Source organism: Acinetobacter sp. YH12152 (assembly GCF_013418285.1).
In the GTDB taxonomy this organism is placed as follows: domain Bacteria; phylum Pseudomonadota; class Gammaproteobacteria; order Pseudomonadales; family Moraxellaceae; genus Acinetobacter; species Acinetobacter amyesii.
On the sequence record NZ_VPCH01000035.1, the window covers coordinates 1 to 17,200 of the forward strand.

Annotated in this window: 19 protein-coding genes and 2 pseudogenes; 10 read left to right on the forward strand and 11 right to left on the reverse strand. The window is 41.5% G+C overall.

The features are described from left to right. A pseudogene (locus FTU83_RS11495) lies at positions 1–157 on the reverse strand (RNA-guided endonuclease TnpB family protein); the annotation flags it as partial. Positions 158–392: 235 nt separating this feature from the next. Between FTU83_RS11495 and FTU83_RS11500 the strand changes: the two are divergent. Beyond that, positions 393–737, forward strand: a complete 345-nt coding sequence (locus FTU83_RS11500; protein ID WP_228157220.1) for a hypothetical protein — start codon at positions 393–395, stop codon at positions 735–737. A gap of 129 nt (positions 738–866) precedes the next feature. Here FTU83_RS11500 and FTU83_RS11505 read toward each other — a convergent pair whose 3' ends face one another. Beyond that, positions 867–1,205, reverse strand: coding sequence for a DMT family protein (locus FTU83_RS11505; protein WP_078189529.1), 339 nt, complete (start codon positions 1,203–1,205; stop codon positions 867–869). Positions 1,206–1,479: 274 nt separating this feature from the next. On the opposite strand from FTU83_RS11505, the gene mpl reads away from it, so the two are divergent. Then, positions 1,480–2,844 carry a UDP-N-acetylmuramate:L-alanyl-gamma-D-glutamyl-meso-diaminopimelate ligase gene (gene mpl, locus FTU83_RS11510; protein ID WP_180106614.1) on the forward strand — a complete coding sequence of 455 codons (1,365 nt, stop codon included), beginning with the start codon at positions 1,480–1,482 and terminating at the stop codon, positions 2,842–2,844. Positions 2,845–2,905: 61 nt separating this feature from the next. Here mpl and FTU83_RS11515 read toward each other — a convergent pair whose 3' ends face one another. From FTU83_RS11515 to FTU83_RS11530, 4 genes are all read right to left on the reverse strand, one after another. Further along, positions 2,906–3,376 carry a BLUF domain-containing protein gene (locus FTU83_RS11515; RefSeq protein WP_180050952.1) on the reverse strand — a complete coding sequence of 157 codons (471 nt, stop codon included), beginning with the start codon at positions 3,374–3,376 and terminating at the stop codon, positions 2,906–2,908. A gap of 160 nt (positions 3,377–3,536) precedes the next feature. Next, on the reverse strand, positions 3,537–3,722 hold the full coding sequence (locus tag FTU83_RS11520) for a hypothetical protein (protein WP_180005551.1): 186 nt from the start codon (positions 3,720–3,722) through the stop codon (positions 3,537–3,539). Positions 3,723–3,977: 255 nt separating this feature from the next. Then, on the reverse strand, positions 3,978–4,304 hold the full coding sequence (locus FTU83_RS11525; protein WP_257222606.1) for a GNAT family N-acetyltransferase: 327 nt from the start codon (positions 4,302–4,304) through the stop codon (positions 3,978–3,980). A 316-nt stretch (positions 4,305–4,620) separates the two neighbouring features. Continuing rightward, on the reverse strand, positions 4,621–4,926 hold the full coding sequence (locus tag FTU83_RS11530) for a GNAT family N-acetyltransferase (protein WP_373685368.1): 306 nt from the start codon (positions 4,924–4,926) through the stop codon (positions 4,621–4,623). A gap of 132 nt (positions 4,927–5,058) precedes the next feature. Here FTU83_RS11530 and FTU83_RS11535 point away from each other — a divergent pair, with 132 nt between their 5' ends. After that, entirely contained in the window at positions 5,059–6,252 is a 1,194-nt protein-coding gene (locus tag FTU83_RS11535; protein ID WP_180106607.1) for a sugar transporter, read from the forward strand. A gap of 302 nt (positions 6,253–6,554) precedes the next feature. Further along, positions 6,555–7,520 carry a TerC family protein gene (locus tag FTU83_RS11540; protein WP_168379508.1) on the forward strand — a complete coding sequence of 322 codons (966 nt, stop codon included), beginning with the start codon at positions 6,555–6,557 and terminating at the stop codon, positions 7,518–7,520. Positions 7,521–7,584: 64 nt separating this feature from the next. On the opposite strand, the gene FTU83_RS17460 is transcribed toward FTU83_RS11540, so the two are convergent. Next, on the reverse strand, positions 7,585–7,848 hold the full coding sequence (locus tag FTU83_RS17460) for a nucleotidyltransferase family protein (RefSeq protein WP_257222604.1): 264 nt from the start codon (positions 7,846–7,848) through the stop codon (positions 7,585–7,587). Continuing rightward, complete coding sequence (locus tag FTU83_RS17465) at positions 7,814–8,164, reverse strand: nucleotidyltransferase family protein (protein ID WP_257222603.1); 351 nt, start codon at positions 8,162–8,164, stop codon at positions 7,814–7,816. Before FTU83_RS17465 ends, FTU83_RS17460 begins: the two co-directional genes overlap by 35 nt. Positions 8,165–8,431: 267 nt before the next feature. On the opposite strand from FTU83_RS17465, the gene guaD reads away from it, so the two are divergent. The 3 genes from guaD (at position 8,432) to FTU83_RS11560 (ending at position 10,937) form a co-directional block, all read left to right on the forward strand. Further along, entirely contained in the window at positions 8,432–9,748 is a 1,317-nt protein-coding gene (guaD, locus tag FTU83_RS11550; protein ID WP_180106605.1) for a guanine deaminase, read from the forward strand. Positions 9,749–9,973: 225 nt separating this feature from the next. Next, on the forward strand, positions 9,974–10,501 hold the full coding sequence (gene hpt, locus FTU83_RS11555; RefSeq protein WP_078189517.1) for a hypoxanthine phosphoribosyltransferase: 528 nt from the start codon (positions 9,974–9,976) through the stop codon (positions 10,499–10,501). A gap of 178 nt (positions 10,502–10,679) precedes the next feature. Beyond that, complete coding sequence (locus FTU83_RS11560) at positions 10,680–10,937, forward strand: GlsB/YeaQ/YmgE family stress response membrane protein (RefSeq protein ID WP_180005556.1); 258 nt, start codon at positions 10,680–10,682, stop codon at positions 10,935–10,937. Positions 10,938–11,016: 79 nt separating this feature from the next. On the opposite strand, the gene FTU83_RS11565 is transcribed toward FTU83_RS11560, so the two are convergent. Further along, positions 11,017–11,715 (reverse strand): DsbC family protein, encoded by a 699-nt coding sequence (locus tag FTU83_RS11565; RefSeq protein WP_180106603.1) that lies wholly within the window; start codon positions 11,713–11,715, stop codon positions 11,017–11,019. 113 nt (positions 11,716–11,828) lie between these two features. Further along, positions 11,829–12,773, reverse strand: a complete 945-nt coding sequence (gene dmeF / locus FTU83_RS11570) for a CDF family Co(II)/Ni(II) efflux transporter DmeF (RefSeq protein ID WP_180106601.1) — start codon at positions 12,771–12,773, stop codon at positions 11,829–11,831. Between the two features lie 56 nt (positions 12,774–12,829). Between dmeF and FTU83_RS11575 the strand changes: the two genes are divergently transcribed. The 3 genes and pseudogenes from FTU83_RS11575 to FTU83_RS11585 all read left to right on the forward strand — a co-directional run bounded on the left by FTU83_RS11575 (position 12,830) and on the right by FTU83_RS11585 (position 15,693). Further along, the gene (locus tag FTU83_RS11575; protein ID WP_078194474.1) at positions 12,830–13,096 is read left to right on the forward strand and encodes a metal/formaldehyde-sensitive transcriptional repressor; all 267 of its coding nucleotides are present in this window, start codon (positions 12,830–12,832) and stop codon (positions 13,094–13,096) included. Positions 13,097–13,244: 148 nt separating this feature from the next. Then, positions 13,245–14,386: pseudogene (locus FTU83_RS11580) on the forward strand (MFS transporter). A 128-nt stretch (positions 14,387–14,514) separates the two neighbouring features. Beyond that, positions 14,515–15,693 carry a hypothetical protein gene (locus FTU83_RS11585; RefSeq protein WP_180106594.1) on the forward strand — a complete coding sequence of 393 codons (1,179 nt, stop codon included), beginning with the start codon at positions 14,515–14,517 and terminating at the stop codon, positions 15,691–15,693. A gap of 85 nt (positions 15,694–15,778) precedes the next feature. On the opposite strand, the gene mnmE is transcribed toward FTU83_RS11585, so the two are convergent. Further along, positions 15,779–17,134 (reverse strand): tRNA uridine-5-carboxymethylaminomethyl(34) synthesis GTPase MnmE, encoded by a 1,356-nt coding sequence (gene mnmE, locus FTU83_RS11590; RefSeq protein ID WP_180106592.1) that lies wholly within the window; start codon positions 17,132–17,134, stop codon positions 15,779–15,781. Between the last annotated feature and the right edge of the window lie 66 nt (positions 17,135–17,200).

A 17,200-nucleotide genomic window follows, 5' to 3' on the forward strand; every position in this document is an offset into this window, starting at 1 on the left:
ATTTGGCAATATCAAAAGCAGAGAGAAATTCACCTTTCCGCTTCAAATGCCTAAACCCTAAATCATTGACATAATTCCAGACGAAGTTCACTTCTGATGCTAGTTGGTCTAACACCTTGCAATGTTTATCTTTTATACGTAATTTAAGGGTTTTCATGTACTTATATTAACAATCAAAACTCAAGGAAAATAGTCCTTAGTTAAATCAAACGACACTTCATGTCGTGTCGCTTATATCTCTGACCTGAAGGACTGAGTTTTAAGCTCCATTTGATAAAATTTAACGGTTGTCTTTAAAGAGAAAACTCCATAATATTTTTATAAAATTATTTTTATTTTTTTCAATTTTATAAAAACTTTTATTAAATCAATATTTATAAGACACTTTAAAGATGAAACAGATCTTCATCCTGCTCACTTTAGCCTTAAGCTCTCAGAGTTTTGCCCAACTGGTTCAACTCAATACCAGCCAATTTGAAATAGAATTTAACCTCTTACAGAAACAAAAAGGCTATAACAGCCAGATTAAGAGTAATGGCTACATCCACGAAAAATTTTTAGTCACTGGCAAATCGATCATTGATGAACGTGAGTCGTTCAAGATGACAGGCTATTACAAAGCAGATGATGGCCGTGATAACATGTATTCAATTTCAGAATATCGTGTGTATTGTGATGACCAAAGCTTTGGTTTTGCACTCATGGACTTTGAAGCAGACGGTCAAAGACTGTACTAACCAATGAGAGTGATTATGCCTTTGACTATGAAGATCCCACTCCACGAGACCGTGAGTTTAGTAAAGTCCTCAAAAATGCCTGCAAACACGCCTCACTTAAATGATCAGAGCCATGCAGCATTGGATCAGTTAAGCACTGCGAAACACGAAATAGACACATCCAAAAAGGCATAAACCTGCCCACAAATAGTCCAACTTAAAGGGTTGTTTAAAAAGGAAAATCATAAATGGAACGAAGACCAATAGCGTCACGACTTCTTGTGTGATTTTCATTTGACCCAAAGACCACCCATGTTTGGCCAACAGTCGCGTTGCTGGGATCATAAAACTATATTCGAGTAATGCTATAGCCCATCCAAATAAAATCGCTTGCCAGAGCGGCGCATCATGTAGAAATTTCAGATGTCCATACCAGGCCAAAGTCATAAAACAGTTGGAGATAATCAATAAAAATAGGGCAAGTGACATAAGCAATCAAGATCGCAAAAAATTGCGCTTATTGTACGTTTTTCATCATGATTTCGCGCCTATTTTCCGTGTTTTTATCCTCAAGAAAATTGCGTACATTTGATCAGTTACGTGCTCAATCTTTTTGCACGATCTCATACAAAAAAATCTATCTTTTCGCTAAGACCCTTGCTATGGTTGCTCTCAAATGAAATTAACCTTTTCAACCAAATCTATAATGACAACACCACAATAACAAAGTGATGTGTCGATAAAAGCAGTGGAGTTAGAACGAATGCATCTGCATATCTTGGGTATTTGTGGCACCTTTATGGGTTCATTGGCGCTCTTGGCGCGTGATTTAGGACATAAGGTGACGGGTTCAGACCAAAACGTTTACCCACCAATGTCTACCCAATTGGAAAATGCAGGCATTACCTTAATGCAAGGCTATGACCGTAGCCACCTTCAACCACACCCAGATCTCGTGATTGTCGGCAATGCAATGAAACGTGGCATTGATGCAGTGGAATACATGCTGAACGAAGGCCTGCCTTATATTTCTGGCCCACAGTTCCTTGCAGACCACGTGCTACAAGGTAAACATGTCTTAGGTGTTGCAGGCACCCATGGTAAAACGACAACAACGACCATGCTCGCTTGGGTCCTCGATCAAGCAGGTTTAGAACCAGGCTTTTTGATTGGCGGTGTGCCATTGGGTTTCACTGAGAGTGCACGTTTAGGCGGTGGAAAATACTTCTGTGTAGAAGCCGATGAATACGATTCTGCATTCTTCGACAAACGTTCGAAGTTCGTGCATTATCATCCAAAAACGGCGATTTTAAATAACCTTGAATTTGACCATGCCGATATCTTCGATGACTTGGCGGCGATTCAAAAGCAATTCCATCATCTGGTTCGTACTATTCCAAGTGAAGGCCGTATCATTGCGCCCATCACAGAGACAAATATTGATGAAGTCTTGGAAATGGGCTGCTGGACACCTGTAGTGCGTACATCTTTAGATGCCAATGACAAATCTGAGCTGTATGCAGAGCAATTGTCTGCTGACGGTTCACATTTCAAAGTGCTTCAGCATGGTGTCGTGAAAGGCGAAGTCAAATGGAATATGACTGGGCAACACAGTGTAGCCAATGCTTTGGCAACCATTGCTGCGGCTGAACATGTCGGTGTTTCGATTGAAACGGCGTGTGAGGCGCTTTCGAACTTTGGTGGTGTAAAACGTCGTATGGAACTTTTGGGTACCGTACGTGGCGTTGAAGTTTATGACGACTTTGCACATCACCCAACTGCAATTGATACCACACTGGAAGGTGCACGTAAGCGCTTGGGTGAACGTAAGCTTTGGGCGGTAATCGAGCCACGTTCTAATACCATGCGCATGGGTAGCCATAAAGATGGGCTTGCACATTCTGCACGCTTAGCAGATGAAGTGATTTGGTATCAACCTGAAGGTTTGGATTGGGATTTACAACCTGTGATTGAAGCTGCTGCGAATAAAGCTGTGGTGGCTCGTTCACTGGATGAGATCATTCAAACCATCGTAAGCGAGGCAGGCGAGGGCGATGCTGTGGTGATTATGTCGAATGGCGGTTTTGGTGGTTTACATCAGAAGTTGATCAGTGCATTAAAAGCCTAAACCCACTAGATAAAATAAAAAAAAGCCCGCTGCGCGGGCTTTTTTTTTATTCACACTCAGCTTAAAAATAATGCTGATAGCCTCGGTTTTTATAGCCTAAATCCAGCTTAACCGGCTGTTCAACATTCTCTAATCTTAACAATGTCGTTAAAAACGCCTGAATTTGTTCTAGATTGAGCACGTCGGGTTGAAAGCTTGAATATCCAAAGCGCTGAAACAAACTAGCAATTTCACTATGTCGGTTGACATATTTCATCGACCATTTTGAAAAATCGATTTGATCAATATTTTGATCAGGATAACGCACAATATCCCTATGGCGAGTATCTTTCGCAATATGCTGAAAAAGCTGTTCGAGAGCCGCTTGCTCACCTTGCAGGCATTGGAAGAACCGGCCTTCGGCATAGTACAGCACGCCAAAAATACGCTGTTCGTTATTGAAGCTGCGGGCTCTCACCAAAATATCACTTAAATCTTGTATTAAATCAAATTGTTGTTCTACACGTGTACTGGCATAACAGAGTTGTATCATTGTGTTTATTCTTAAAGTATTTGCACGATTTTAACGTAGAAAGCGCTACAGGATGAGTAAATATTTGTATATTTTTTAATCAAATGTGCTTTTTAACTTACAACACAAAACCAAGATCACGTATACCGATATCACCTTCATTTTTTTAAACTTATACATATTAAAACAATGAAATTATTTCCATTTGAAGATGAATAAAGAGGCCGACCATGCTTAAAAATTTACTCATTTTTTTATCGATCACTTGTGTATATTTTGCTGCCTTGATCATACTGAATAATTTTGGCGTTTCAGATTTTTTTAATGTCGTTATTTGCTCATTTATTTTAGGAATAACACTGCGCACCGTGATTCCTCACTATCTTATTTATTTACTAATGATGATGACCATTGGCAGTATTTATTTCGTGCTGAATGATTTTGCTTTATTAAATATCATGTGTTTAAGCTTGGTTTTAGGAATATTGATCTGCTCGATTTTGTTACAATTGTGGCCACATATCGTCAAAACACCATCAACGGTGTTGAAACTCAAGCTCAATTGAGCACAAAGCAGTTTTTAAATTTTCATACTGATAAAACGCCCGCATCGCGGGCTTTTTTAGGCTTGAACATCGGCTAATGTCTTGTCTCGGCGAAACATCACCTCTACATAAGAACAGGTTGGAATAATTATTAAGTGTTTATCACGAGCGAATTCCACCAAATGATCCAATAGTACACGAGCAACCCCTTGCCCACGTAAGGAATCATCTACCCACGTGTGATTTGCCACAATGCTGTGTTCATCACGCCATAGATAACTCATTTCTGCGAGGCGTACACCCTCAGCATTTAACTGAAAAAATTCACCTTTTTGACCATTATCTTGATGTTGCATAGTCACTGTTTTTTCTTCCTTTTTATGAAAAAATACACCGTGTAACAAACGAGAAAGTGATTGGTACAGAACTTAAACGACCTATATTCAACTGTAGGTGATAATAAATCCGTACACCTTTCACATTAATTAAAAAACAATTAAATCACACTTGCCGGATATTTTTATTATGGACCTTTATCTTGTCGCTATCTTTGTATTGCTCATTGCTGCAGCATGCTTGGTTGTATCGCTGTATAAATCACGATCTTAATTCAACTTCACAACTAGATTTCAAATAAAACAGCCTGATTGCAATACCATCAGGCTGTTTTTTTTATTTATCCAAATGATTAATTCACATCACGCTATACAATTTAGCGTATTAGCGCAGAACATCACGAATCGATTCATCTTTATCAAATACAGATTTTGCAAAAGGGCAGAGCGGAATAATTTTCACGTTCTTTTCCCGAGCAAAATTCACTGCTGCATCGAGGAGATGTCGTCCAACACCTTGTCCTCGCAAGCTATCACTGACATCGGTATGATCAATAATAAATTTATCATCGCCTGGCCATGAGTAAGTCATCTCTGCCAAACGCTCCCCATCTTGCTCAACAAAGAAAGCTCCTTTTTTTTGATCATCATCTTGTTGTACAAACATCTTAAATTTCCTCCATTTTTTTATAAATTGGCATGTAATGCAGGTCAACTCTGTTGTTTTTGTATTAATTTAAACCGCATGTACAGGGCTTAAATCGGTTCCTGCTTGTGTATAGAGCATAGTAAAATATGCCACTTTTTTTATTTGAAGACACTCATGTCTGCCTCTCCCTCCGAAATGGCTTCTTCTGGCTCTTGGACAGCTGTGATTGCTTTAGCTTTCGCAGCATTTATTTTTAATACCACTGAATTTGTACCTGTCGCTTTACTCAGCGATATTGGCAAAACCTTTAGCTTAGCCGCGACCGATGTCGGCATCATGATTACGCTGTATGCATGGGTGGTTGCGCCGATTTCTTTACCGATCATGTTATTGACCAAAAATATTGAACGTCGTTCACTCCTGATTTGTTTATTTATAGTGTTTATTGTCAGCCATATTCTGTCGTATTTCGCATGGAGCTTTAACACCTTATTGCTCAGTCGAATCGGCATTGCCTTCTCGCATGCACTTTTTTGGTCAATTACTGCATCGCTGGCCGTTCGTGTTACACCGAAAGGCAAAGAATTTCAAGCCTTGGGGCTTTTGGCCACAGGCACAGCTTTGGCGATGGTTCTCGGTATTCCGTTTGGGCGGATGGTTGGAGAAGCCTATGGTTGGCGAAATACCTTTGCTCTGATTGGCATTGGCGCCAGTATCGTTTGCCTGATTTTAGCCAAAACGCTGCCAATACTGCCGAGTTTGAACTCTGACTCGCTGAGCAGCCTAAAACAGTTTATTCGCCGTCCAAGCTTAATGATGGTCTTTGCATTAACCATTATCGTCATTAGCGCGCAATTTACCGCATATAGCTATATCGAACCGTTCTCACTCAACATTGCTGCATTCAGTTCCATGCAAACCACCACGTTGCTATTAATCTTTGGTGCAGCAGGCTTTCTAGGTTCTTATCTGTTCGGGAAATTTGGTGGAAAATATCCTAAAGTTACGATTCCTTTGAGTACGGGCATACTGGCTTTATCCATGCTGCTGTTGCTGCCTGTTTCTTTGAGTTTTGCAGGTGTGAGTGCGGTGTGCTTATTGTGGGGGATGAGTATCATTGGATTTAGTCTCGCATTACAGTCAAAGACGCTGCATCTCGCATCCGACGCCACAGATGTCGCCATGGCCATTTATTCAGGACTTTATAATGTCGGGATTGGCGGTGGTGCACTCTTGGGCGGTATCGTCAGCATGCATTTCGGTTTAAGTTATATCGGCGTGATCGGAGGAATCATCGCCGTGATCGGCACACTTTTAGCCTTAGCGTTGGTACACCGTGGTGATTTTAACCCTCCTGTGGCACATTAAATGAATTCGTAAATTGCTGATTGCACTTTGAACTAAAAACTGTCATGCTTTGCCGCATATTTGGACAGTGTCCAAAACAAAATTTGAACAAGGGGAGTAGCCTCCTCCAAACGTAAACCTTGTTTTACGTGTCAGAATATCGTCATTACACTTTGCAAAAAGTCGGTATCTGAGCATCGCTGCTGAAAATCATTACAGTACGATGTAGGCAAGACCTTGATCATGTTGTCTCAGGCGTTTTATTTCGTCTGGCAACTGGTCGAGGTTTTTTTATGGCTGGTTGTTAGATGTGGAGAATACACATGGAAACGATTGGCTCTTTATGGCTATATCTGGCATTTTTCGGTTTAGTCACCATCATGCTACTCATCGACTTTTTAGGCTTTAAAAATAACAAAGGCCAAGAAATCAAAGTCAAAACCGCTGCCTATTGGAGTATTGCATGGGTCTCTGTGGCTACCTTATTCGGTGGTGCATTGTGGCTCTACTTACAGCAAACCGCTGGTGTCGCTATTGCAAACACCAAAGTCATGGAATATTTCGCTGGTTATCTGCTCGAAAAATCGCTCGCAATTGATAACGTTTTTGTCTGGCTCATGATTTTTGCTGCTTTTGCCATTCCACCTGCTTTGCAGCGCAAACTGTTGCTCTACGGTGTCCTCGGTGCAATTGTACTGCGTACCATCTTTATTTTTATTGGGGCATGGTTCGTTCAAGAATTCTCTTGGGTGCTGTACTTCTTCGGTGCGTTCTTGGTGTATACCGGCTTTAAATTCCTTAAGGGTTCAGACGAAGACGACAAAGATATCGAAGATATGGCAATTTTGAAGTGGCTACGTAAACACATGCGTATTACCCCTCAAATGCATGAAGATAAATTCTTCGTTCGTCAAAATGGTGTCTTGTGGGCAACGCCGCTCTTTTTAGTGTTGATCTTGGTTGAAGCATCGGACGTGATTTTTGCGGTGGACTCAATCCCAGCAATCTTTGCGGTTACCTCTGACCCGTTTATTGTACTGACTGCAAACTTGATGGCGATTTTGGGTCTACGTGCCATGTTCTTCCTCTTGTCTGGTGCTGCATCGAAAATGCATTACTTACCATATGGTCTGGGCATTATCCTGGTATTTATTGGCGCTAAGATGCTGTTGCTTGATGTGTTCCACATGCCAATTTGGATTTCACTCGGCTTTATTGTGGTGACCTTAACCATCACCGCGTGGTTATCGATCCGACACAGCAAGAAGTACCATGAAACCACGCTTTAAAACACTTAGATGAATAAAAGCCTTCTTTCGAGAAGGCTTTTTTATTCTGCAACGAAAACTTGGACTAAGCTTCAGGCATCATCAAGAGTTTGAGTTTCGGCCAGCGTTGTAAAAATTGTTTTTGCTGCACACGCTGCAAAAATGTCGCCTGACTGACTAAACGTGGGTTCCAGCGGACATTTAATTCAAATAAATCATCTAAGCCCAAAGGAGCAATCAGCTGTATTTGCTGTTTATCATCCAATTTAACAGCGATGGCAGTAGCAGTTTCTGGCCACAACGATAGGGCATGCTCAATCGACTTGAGCGCCTGTATCGGCTCCGCCATTTTCCAAACGATACCACTGGTGTACTGTCGCTTGGTTGGTAACATCCCAATGAATGTGAGGAAAATCCAACTGCATCTGCTGTTGAATCCTTTGACCCTGTGTTCCATCATCATGTTCCGCATAATAAATCACATCCACTTCTGTGCCTTCCAGTGCATAGTGTTGTTGATGTCGCTGTGACCAAATCAAAATACGAACCACGCCTGCAGCTAAATAAGCTTGTGTATCTATGGCATACAGGGCATGTAAAATCTGCATGATGCCTTGATGCTGAAATAGGTCATGTTTTAATTGGTCTGAATAACGCATGTGCATTAAAGGGTTCATTGTCGTTTTTTAAAGGGCGCTCTTGAGGTCAATATAGCAAGCGCTGCACCTGTTAGTCTTTATACATACATCGTGCAATGTATACAGCTCAATGCTTTTGTATTATTCAAATTAAATACAATGAACAAAAAAAAACAGAACCACTTATAAACAACTGTTCTATTTTATAGAACACATTTTCACAATTACTCTAACGGTATTTTGAACCAAATTGGGCTACAATCAACCGAAAAAATTCTAAACTGCAGGTATGTCATGTCTTCTGTTATCGCATCTACAGCGATCCGTGGTCGCTTTCTAGATATTCAGAATACAGTTGCCCAAGCACGTGAAATTCACGACCAAGTGCGCTATTTCGAAGATGGTTTGCTGATTACGCAAGCCGGAAAAATTCAATGGTTCGGTCCATGGTCTGAGGGCCAACACCATCTCCCAGATCAGGTTGACGTACAGCATTATTCCGATCAATTGATTGTTCCGGGTTTCATCGATACCCACATTCATTATCCACAAACGGAAATGATGGGGGCTTATGGTGAACAACTGCTGGAATGGCTTGATACTTATACCTTCCCAACCGAAATCCAATTTGAAGATCCGGCTTATGCAGAGCAAATTGCACAGTTCTTCGTAAACGAGTTACTCAAAAACGGAACCACAACAGCCCTTGTTTTTTGTACCGTTCATTCACAATCGGTCGATGCTTTATTTAAGGCTGCAGAACAGCATCAGATGCGCTTAATTGCCGGTAAAGTGATGATGGATCGACATGCACCTGAAGCATTATGTGACACTGCAGAGAGTGGCTATAACGACTCCAAAGCACTCATCGAAAAGTGGCATGGCAAGGGCCGTAACCTTTATGCCATCACGCCTCGCTTTGCCCCAACCTCAACGCCTGAACAATTGGCACGGGCAGGGGAGCTAAAAGCCGAGTATCCTGATGTTTATGTACATACGCATTTGAGTGAAAATAAAAATGAAATTGCGTGGGTCAAATCATTATTCCCTGAGCAAAACGGCTATTTAGACGTTTATCATCATTATGGTCTGACCGGATCACGTTCCGTGTTTGCGCACTGCGTGCATTTGGAAGATACCGAATGGGACTGTATGCATCAGACCAACTCTGCCATTGCGTTTTGTCCAACCTCGAACTTGTTCTTAGGCAGTGGTTTATTTCCATTAATGAAAACATGGGAAAAACAGGTGAAAGTCGGCTTAGGTACAGACATTGGTGCAGGTACTTCATTTAACCAACTACAAACCATCAATGAAGCCTACAAAGTTCAACAACTTCAAGGCGATAAACTGTCCGCATTTGAAGCGCTGTACCATGCCACGTTAGGGGGAGCAAAAGCCTTAGACCTACAGGACAAACTTGGAAACTTTGATTTAGGCAAAGAAGCAGATTTTGTGGTACTCGATTTAAAAGCCACTGCGCTACAAGCCCTACGTCAACAACGTGCCAAAAATCTGGAAGATGCTTTATTTGCCCTGATGCTGATGGGGGATGATCGTAATATCCATGCCACCTATGTGTTTGGACAATGTGCTTATGTCAAAGCATAAAACGGCTCGACCAAGACGAAAAACAGCGTTGAAAATTGGACTGATTGCCGTCGCTTGTCTGTGCTTACTCAAGCGTGACAGCACTTCCAAGAAAAACTGATTACATTTTCAACGGCAAAAAAGATGCATCTGCGAGCCAGATGTATTAAAATTGGTTCATCTTTAGAGGTGTTGCAAGTCAACACCTTTTTTATTTTTTTGATTTGCTTTTTTAGGTATCTACCCATGTCTGTTCAAATGAGCGTACTGATTTCCACTGAAGAAATTCAAGCTAAAGTGAAAGAGCTTGGCGCAAAAATTGATGCACACTATGCTAACAGCGACAAAGAGTTGGTGTTAATCGGTCTATTACGTGGTTCCGTTATTTTTATGGCTGACCTTTGCCGCGCGATTTCAAAACCGCATGAACTCGATTTCATGACCGTTTCAAGTTATGGCGGTGGGACCGTATCTACTCGCGATGTAAAAATCTTAAAAGATTTAGATGGCGACATTAAAGATAAAGATGTCTTGGTGGTTGAAGATATTATTGACTCAGGCAATACCTTAAGCAAAGTCTTAGAAATTTTACAGACGCGTAATCCAAACTCAATCGAGCTTTGTACTTTGGTCAGCAAGCCTTCACGTCGTGAAATTGACCTCGATGTAAAATTTTTAGGTTTTGAAGTCGAAGATAAATTTATCGTGGGTTATGGTTTGGACTATGATCAAAAATATCGTCATATTCCATTTATTGGCGAAATTGGTCTCTAAGCAAGATCAGATACTTAAGAGTGGCCGAAGGCCACTTTTTTTTATTTTTTGGTTTGTTTTGAACAAAAAAACAACAGTTTTTTGCATGTTTAGGCTATAGCTCAGCGCAGTTTTGATTAAAGATAAAGATTGAACATGTCGTAAAAAACAAATACATGATAACAAAAGGAGAGTTACTATGTGGTCACTCATTGTTGCGATTGTTGTTGGTTTTATTGCTGGTTTAATTGCACGTGCGATCCATCCTGGAGATGACAAAGCCGGTTTCATCATGACCACCATTCTCGGGATAGCAGGTTCCTTACTTGCGACCTATGGCGGACGTTTATTAGGTCTGTATGGAGAAAATTCTGCTGCAGGATTTATCGCTTCCGTCATTGGTGCGATCATCGTGTTGTTTATCTATAACCTTGTAACGAAAAAAAACCGCGTCTAATTTTTATAGCGCCATTAAAATACCCGCCTGTAGACGGGTATTTTTTTATTTATATTTTATTCATGCCGTACAGCTGAAATTATTTGATCTCTTTTAACATCGATTCTAATTCAGCAGCAGGGTAAGCACCGGTTAAGATCGAACCGTTGGCAAAGACGATTCCCGGTGTACCACTTAGTTTTAAGCTTTTTGCTAATTTTAAATTTCGATCAATGGGGTTTGCACAGCTTTTCGCTGACTTCGGTTGAATTCCCTTATTGATTAAATTATCCCAGGCCATAGCAGGGTTTGAATCACAAAAAATCTGCTTCGATGGTGCCAACGACTGCGGTTTTATGGCTGTGACAAAAGTATAAATGGTCACATCATTAAGTTTTGCCAGTTCTACTTCAAGCTTCTTACAATATGGGCAATTTGGGTCAGAAAAGATCGCGATTTGGCGCTTCCCATTCCCCCTGACTGTTTTAATCGCATCTTGTAATGGGAGTTTATTCCACTCAGTTTTTTGCTGACTGAGGATCAATTGTTTGGTCAGATTTTTTTGATCTTTTAAACGGATCATGGAACCTGCAATCACATAATCCGCATTTTCACTCAAATACAAAACTTGATCTTCAACAAAGCCACTATATATGCCCGGCATTTCGGTACTTTGAATATTCTCAATTTTTAAACCGGGTTGCTTTTCTGCCAAGAGCTTTTGAACGTGTGCCGCATCTGCCAAAGCAAAAGTCGAAAGGGTGGTACTCAACGCCAACGCACATATTTTTTTCAACATAGACCGAACTTCAACATTTAATTGATTCAGCATTCTAAGCCTTAACACGTGAAAGTCTTGGGCTTTTTTCAGTTCATTACGCAATAGCTACATGCCGTTTCACGTGGAACATATTAAGCTGCATCAGGTGAATTAATTTCAACAGACACATGTACAATTTCTTCATGAATCGACAGCGCTTGACGCACTTCATCTGCGCTCAATGCCTGACTGGTTTCTAAGGCCACAATACACGAAAACTGACCTTTACCCACTTTCCACACATGTAAATCGGTCACATCGACGTCGACAGGCAATTGCATTAAAACTTCTCGAATCTCATCAACGACAGGGTGATCCATTTCCGCATCCAGTAATGTTTGTCCTGTTTCTTTCATCAAGCCAATGGCCCACTTACCGACCAGCACTGCACCAACAATCCCCAATAGCGCATCTAAAAATCCCCAACCCATCCATTTTCCGGCAAATAAAGCCACAATGGCCAATACCGAAGTCACCGCATCAGCAACCACATGCATGAAGGCTGCTTTCTGATTGAGGTCGTGATGATGATCATGCTGCTCCTCATGGCTATGCTCATGATGGTGATGGTGATGGTGATGGTGATGGTCATCATGCAATAACCAAGCACAGATCAAGTTCACCACCAGACCTAAAATCGCAATAGGGATTGCTTCGTTATAATGAATTTGAACCGGGTTGAATAAGCGTTCCACCGAATGAAAGGCCATAAATGCAGCAACGACCATCAATAATATCGCGCTGCTATAGCCCGCTAAAATTTCAATTTTCCAAGTCCCAAAACTAAAACGAGCATCTTGGGCATAGTGGCGTGCCGCACGATAGGCAAAATAGGCCAAGCCTAATGCCAACATATGTGAACTCATATGCCAGCCATCTGCCAATAATGCCATCGAATTAAAAATCCATCCGCCAATGACTTCTAACAACATCATGACTGCCGTTAAAATAGTGGCAATTAAGATCCGTTTTTGTGCGAGTGGATTACCCTCATCAAATTGATGATGATGAATTCGGATGGATGGGGAAGTTTTCATTAGGTTCTATGCTTAAATATACCCCCCCATAGTATATTTATTTTCGGGAGAAAGTGTTGAGTCATTTACATCAGGACAAAAAGATTTTAAATCGGGTTAAACGCCTACAAGGTCAGGTCAATGCGGTTGAACTGGCTTTACAGCAACCCGAAGCAGGGTGTATCGAGGTTTTACAACAGGTTGCGGCCATCAAAGGTGCTGTAAATGGATTAATGAATGAATTAATCGAAGCACATTTACGCCATCATGTATTACCTCAAGATGCTGAAATCAATGAAGCAGAACTGGAAGAATTTGTAAAACTGCTTAAACGCTATGGATAAAGTTACAACTGCGATTTGACCATGGAAAAAAATCGGCATTAAACTGAGCCCATATTTCCGTCTTTCTCATACAGCACAATATTGACCCTATTGACTGTACCTCTGCGACTTTAAAATGACCACATCTCCCTCTTGGCGACCGTTTATCATGGTGAGCCTTGCACTCTGTATGGGCACTATTGGTACAGCGCTAGCTAGTCCTCTGTATCCCATTTATCAACAACTTTGGGGACTGCTGCCGAGTCATATCACCTATATCTTTGTTGCCTACATGTTTGGTTGCCTAGCGACCTTGCTGTTTTTAGGTCGTACCAGTAATAGTTTTGGTTTTTTAAGAACCCTGCAAATCGGTATGGCGTGCATTATCTTAGGTTTAAGCTTGTCGGTGTTTGCCAGTAATGCGCTGTGGTTATCTATCGGGCGCTTTATTATCGGGATTGCCTCGGGTTTAATCAGCACCTCAGCCATGCTTGGTTTGGTCTATACCATTCCTGAACCGCATAAAAATATGCTCCACAGTGGAGTTCAATCATTACCGTGATTGGTTTTGGTCTTGGCCCATTTATTGGTGGAGTGATTGCCCAATTTTCGGAACAGCCTTTAGTCACCCCTTATATCCCTGTGATCTTTGGGGGGTTGGCGTGTTTAATGGGGTTATTTTTTATTCGCACACCGAATTTTGAGCCACAGCCTTTTTCAGTGGCACCACATTTGGAATTGCCTGAAAAGCGTGATCATTCACGATTTTATATCGCTGGACTGACTGCCTTTTGTGCCTTTGGCTCCTTCAGCTTATTTGCATCACTCGCACCCTCTTTCGTCAAAGATGCGATCCCATGGCATGGCCCTTTGGTCAGTGGTAGTGCCATTGCAAGTATCTTGCTGGTTTCCGCTGTCGTGCAATTTATGGCGAAATCGATTCCTTCTGAAAAATGTGTCAATGCCGGCTTAATGGTGTTAATACTGAGCTATGCACTTCTTGCCCTATGTATGACCCAACACTGGAGTGCATTGTTTTTTATTAGCGATATTTTAGTGGGTGTCGGTCATGGTCTGGGGCTTTTAGGCGCATTTGGCTTAGTTCATCAAATGACCAACAATCAAAACCGTGCTGCGGTGATCTCGACCTATTTATTTATTGGATATCTAGGCACCATTATTCCAATTATTGCGGCCGGTTATTTATCTGATCATTTTGGCTTGATGGTCGGTGTTTTAGGTTTTTGTATTGGCGTAGGTTTATTGTGTATCGGCTTATTGCTTTGGCACCGCAGTCTGAACACCAATTAACCACTAAACTTATTCAAGAAGCATCTTGTATTGGGTGCTTCTTAAACCCAAAAACAATTAAGAAACCCTATAAAAATCAATCAAATTAAATTAAGATCTTGTGTGATGTGATTCAAAAATTTTAAAAAATGCTAAAAATTCAATGTCAAATTAACACTGCAGAAAATCAAATCATCGCCAACTGCGAATACGGGAATATTCACTATATTTTACCCTTTGAATCCTTACCGCAATTAGAAACCTATGATTTTATCGTTTGGGGCTTTTTACCCATTGCTATGCGCCTTGGCATCCCGCTGCATGTAGAAGGACCTATTTCAATACAAACCCTCCACTCCGCACGTGAGGTTTCAACGGTCTGGGCCGCTTGGTTACCTGATTTATATCAACCAGTCATGCTCAGTGCTGCATCAATCATTCAAACACCACCAGCAAACCAACCCACTCAAAATTTAAGCTTTTTTAGCGGTGGGATTGACTCCACATATAGTACATACAAAGCTTTTCTTGAAAATGGACAAGACTCTGATTGTCTCACTGTGCATGGAATGGATTATAAATTTGATGACCATGAAAAATTTCAGGCCTTAATGGATCAGACCCATAGTTTTAGAAGCCAAGTTTTTAAGCAAAGTCGCGTGGTAAAAACTGATGCTTACGCGCTGTACAGTAAATATGGCTGTAACCCTAAAGGTTCGCATGTCACACATATCTTTTCGCTGTTTTCCTGCGCTTCGATTTTTGAACATTACCAGCAATATCGAATTTCAGCCGATTACCGTTTAGATCAACAATTATTCGTTCATCCCTATGGCTCAAATACGGCATCCAACCGATTGATGAAGAACCGATCTGGGGTCTTAATCACCCTCGACGATGATGTCACGCGATCACAAAAAACCGCATTTTTAAGCCAATCGAACTTAGATTTACAAACCCTGTCGATCTGTGTGAACTATACGGCTCGACCTAAAAATTGTGGTCAATGCAGCAAATGTATGCGCACCAAAGCCATGTTTTATGCCACTAGCCCCGAAATTCCCGATATCTTTTTAGATCGTCGCTTTGAAAAACAGTGGTATCAATCCATTCCATTAAGTTCAAAAATCAATCGTGCTTTTTTAATTGATATTTTGTCAGCGGTCGAAAAATCTTCGCAACAGCAACAATTTCCAGACTATGCAACACTCAAAGTCAAAGTTGAAGCCGCATCGAAAAGAGCAGCAATCAATCCTTTTTATGGGATGAAAATGAAAGATGTGCTGAGAACGATCTTTAAAATCATTTTGGGCTCAAACCCTCGCTAAACGATGTAAAAAAAGCACGATGTTTTCGAACATCGTGCTTTGGATGGATCTATCCATAGGTGAAATGAGGAGCTCAATCGTTTTATTACTTTCCGATACAGAACGATCCAAAAATCTTCCCGAGTAAATCATCTGCACTGAAATCACCCGTAATTTCACCTAAGGCATTTTGCGCCAAACGTAGAGACTCGGCTACCAACTCACCCGCATGATAAACCACCAACTGCTCACGTGCTTCTGCAAGATAGCGCTGAGTGCGCTTCATTGCATCTAAATGACGTGTTCGAGCAATAAAGGTATCTTCCTCTGGTTGAAAGCCTGCATGCGCTGTAATCGCATCAATAAGCGCTTGAACGCCGGTTTCTTGTTTAGCCGAAACACGAATATGTCGAAAACCGTTTAAATCGGTAATTTCTGCGGTAGATCCCGTCAAATCGCATTTATTACCAATCAGCATCAAACGCTTCGGTTCAATATGATCCGCGAAGTACGCTTGAGCCAATTGCAGTGGATCTTCGCCCTGACTTAAGTCATAGACCAAAAGTAACAAGTCAGCTTGCTCAATTTCTTTAATTGCGCGGCGAATCCCTTCTTTTTCGACGATATCACCGGTTTCACGTAAACCAGCGGTATCGGTCAAAGTAATCAGCAAACCATTGAGGCTTATTTTTTCATGTAAAACATCACGTGTCGTACCTGCAATATCCGTCACAATCGCACGTTCCACACCCGCCAAAGCATTGAGTAGAGATGACTTACCTGCATTAGGTTTACCGGCAATCACCACTTGTAAACCCTCACGTAGTAACTGACCTTGACGAGCAGACTGCTGTACAGCATGGACCGAGCTTGCCACTTCATCCAATAAGCCCAAAATCTTACCATCCGCCAAAAAGTCGATTTCTTCTTCAGGAAAATCAATCGCTGCTTCCACATGCAAACGCAAATGGATAAGTTTTTCTAGCACCGTATTAACCTTGCTCGAAAAGGCACCTTGTAATGAACGTACCGCAGAACGTGCCGCTGCTTGTGAGGTGGCATCAATCAGGTCGGCAATCGCCTCGGCTTGCACCAAGTCCATTTTGCCATTTTCAAAGGCGCGCATTGAAAATTCGCCCGCTTTTGCAGCAATAGCACCCAATTCAAGTAACCGTGCCAATAATGCATTTTGAATAACGGGGCCGCCATGACCTTGAAGCTCCACCACATCCTCGCCCGTAAAAGAGTACGGATTTGGAAAGCAAATCACCAAACCTTCATCCATGATTTCATTCGATGCATCATAAAACTTACGGAAACCAGCAAAACGAGCTTGAGGTAGGGATTGCTGCGTTAATGCTTCTGCAATGGCATAAGATTTGGGACCAGACAGGCGAATCACGCCGACACCACCACGACCCGGCGGTGTGGCAATTGCTGCGATGGTGGTTCGGTTTAACATAAAATTCACCTAAAAATTTTCAAACGACAGATAAAGAAAAATCCGCCTAAGATTACCATCTTAAGC

Coding starts and splice junctions, on each gene's coding strand:
- guaD (WP_180106605.1), top strand. CDS start 8,432: ATGTCTTCTGTTATCGCATCTACAGCGATCCGTGGTCGCTTTCTAGAT.
- FTU83_RS11540 (WP_168379508.1), top strand. CDS start 6,555: ATGGAAACGATTGGCTCTTTATGGCTATATCTGGCATTTTTCGGTTTA.
- mnmE (WP_180106592.1), bottom strand. CDS start 17,134: ATGTTAAACCGAACCACCATCGCAGCAATTGCCACACCGCCGGGTCGT.
- FTU83_RS11500 (WP_228157220.1), top strand. CDS start 393: ATGAAACAGATCTTCATCCTGCTCACTTTAGCCTTAAGCTCTCAGAGT.
- FTU83_RS11505 (WP_078189529.1), bottom strand. CDS start 1,205: ATGTCACTTGCCCTATTTTTATTGATTATCTCCAACTGTTTTATGACT.
- FTU83_RS11585 (WP_180106594.1), top strand. CDS start 14,515: ATGCTAAAAATTCAATGTCAAATTAACACTGCAGAAAATCAAATCATC.
- FTU83_RS11560 (WP_180005556.1), top strand. CDS start 10,680: ATGTGGTCACTCATTGTTGCGATTGTTGTTGGTTTTATTGCTGGTTTA.
- FTU83_RS17460 (WP_257222604.1), bottom strand. CDS start 7,848: ATGGCGGAGCCGATACAGGCGCTCAAGTCGATTGAGCATGCCCTATCG.
- dmeF (WP_180106601.1), bottom strand. CDS start 12,773: ATGAAAACTTCCCCATCCATCCGAATTCATCATCATCAATTTGATGAG.
- FTU83_RS11515 (WP_180050952.1), bottom strand. CDS start 3,376: ATGATACAACTCTGTTATGCCAGTACACGTGTAGAACAACAATTTGAT.
- mpl (WP_180106614.1), top strand. CDS start 1,480: ATGCATCTGCATATCTTGGGTATTTGTGGCACCTTTATGGGTTCATTG.
- FTU83_RS17465 (WP_257222603.1), bottom strand. CDS start 8,164: ATGCACATGCGTTATTCAGACCAATTAAAACATGACCTATTTCAGCAT.
- FTU83_RS11535 (WP_180106607.1), top strand. CDS start 5,059: ATGTCTGCCTCTCCCTCCGAAATGGCTTCTTCTGGCTCTTGGACAGCT.
- hpt (WP_078189517.1), top strand. CDS start 9,974: ATGTCTGTTCAAATGAGCGTACTGATTTCCACTGAAGAAATTCAAGCT.
- FTU83_RS11565 (WP_180106603.1), bottom strand. CDS start 11,715: ATGTTGAAAAAAATATGTGCGTTGGCGTTGAGTACCACCCTTTCGACT.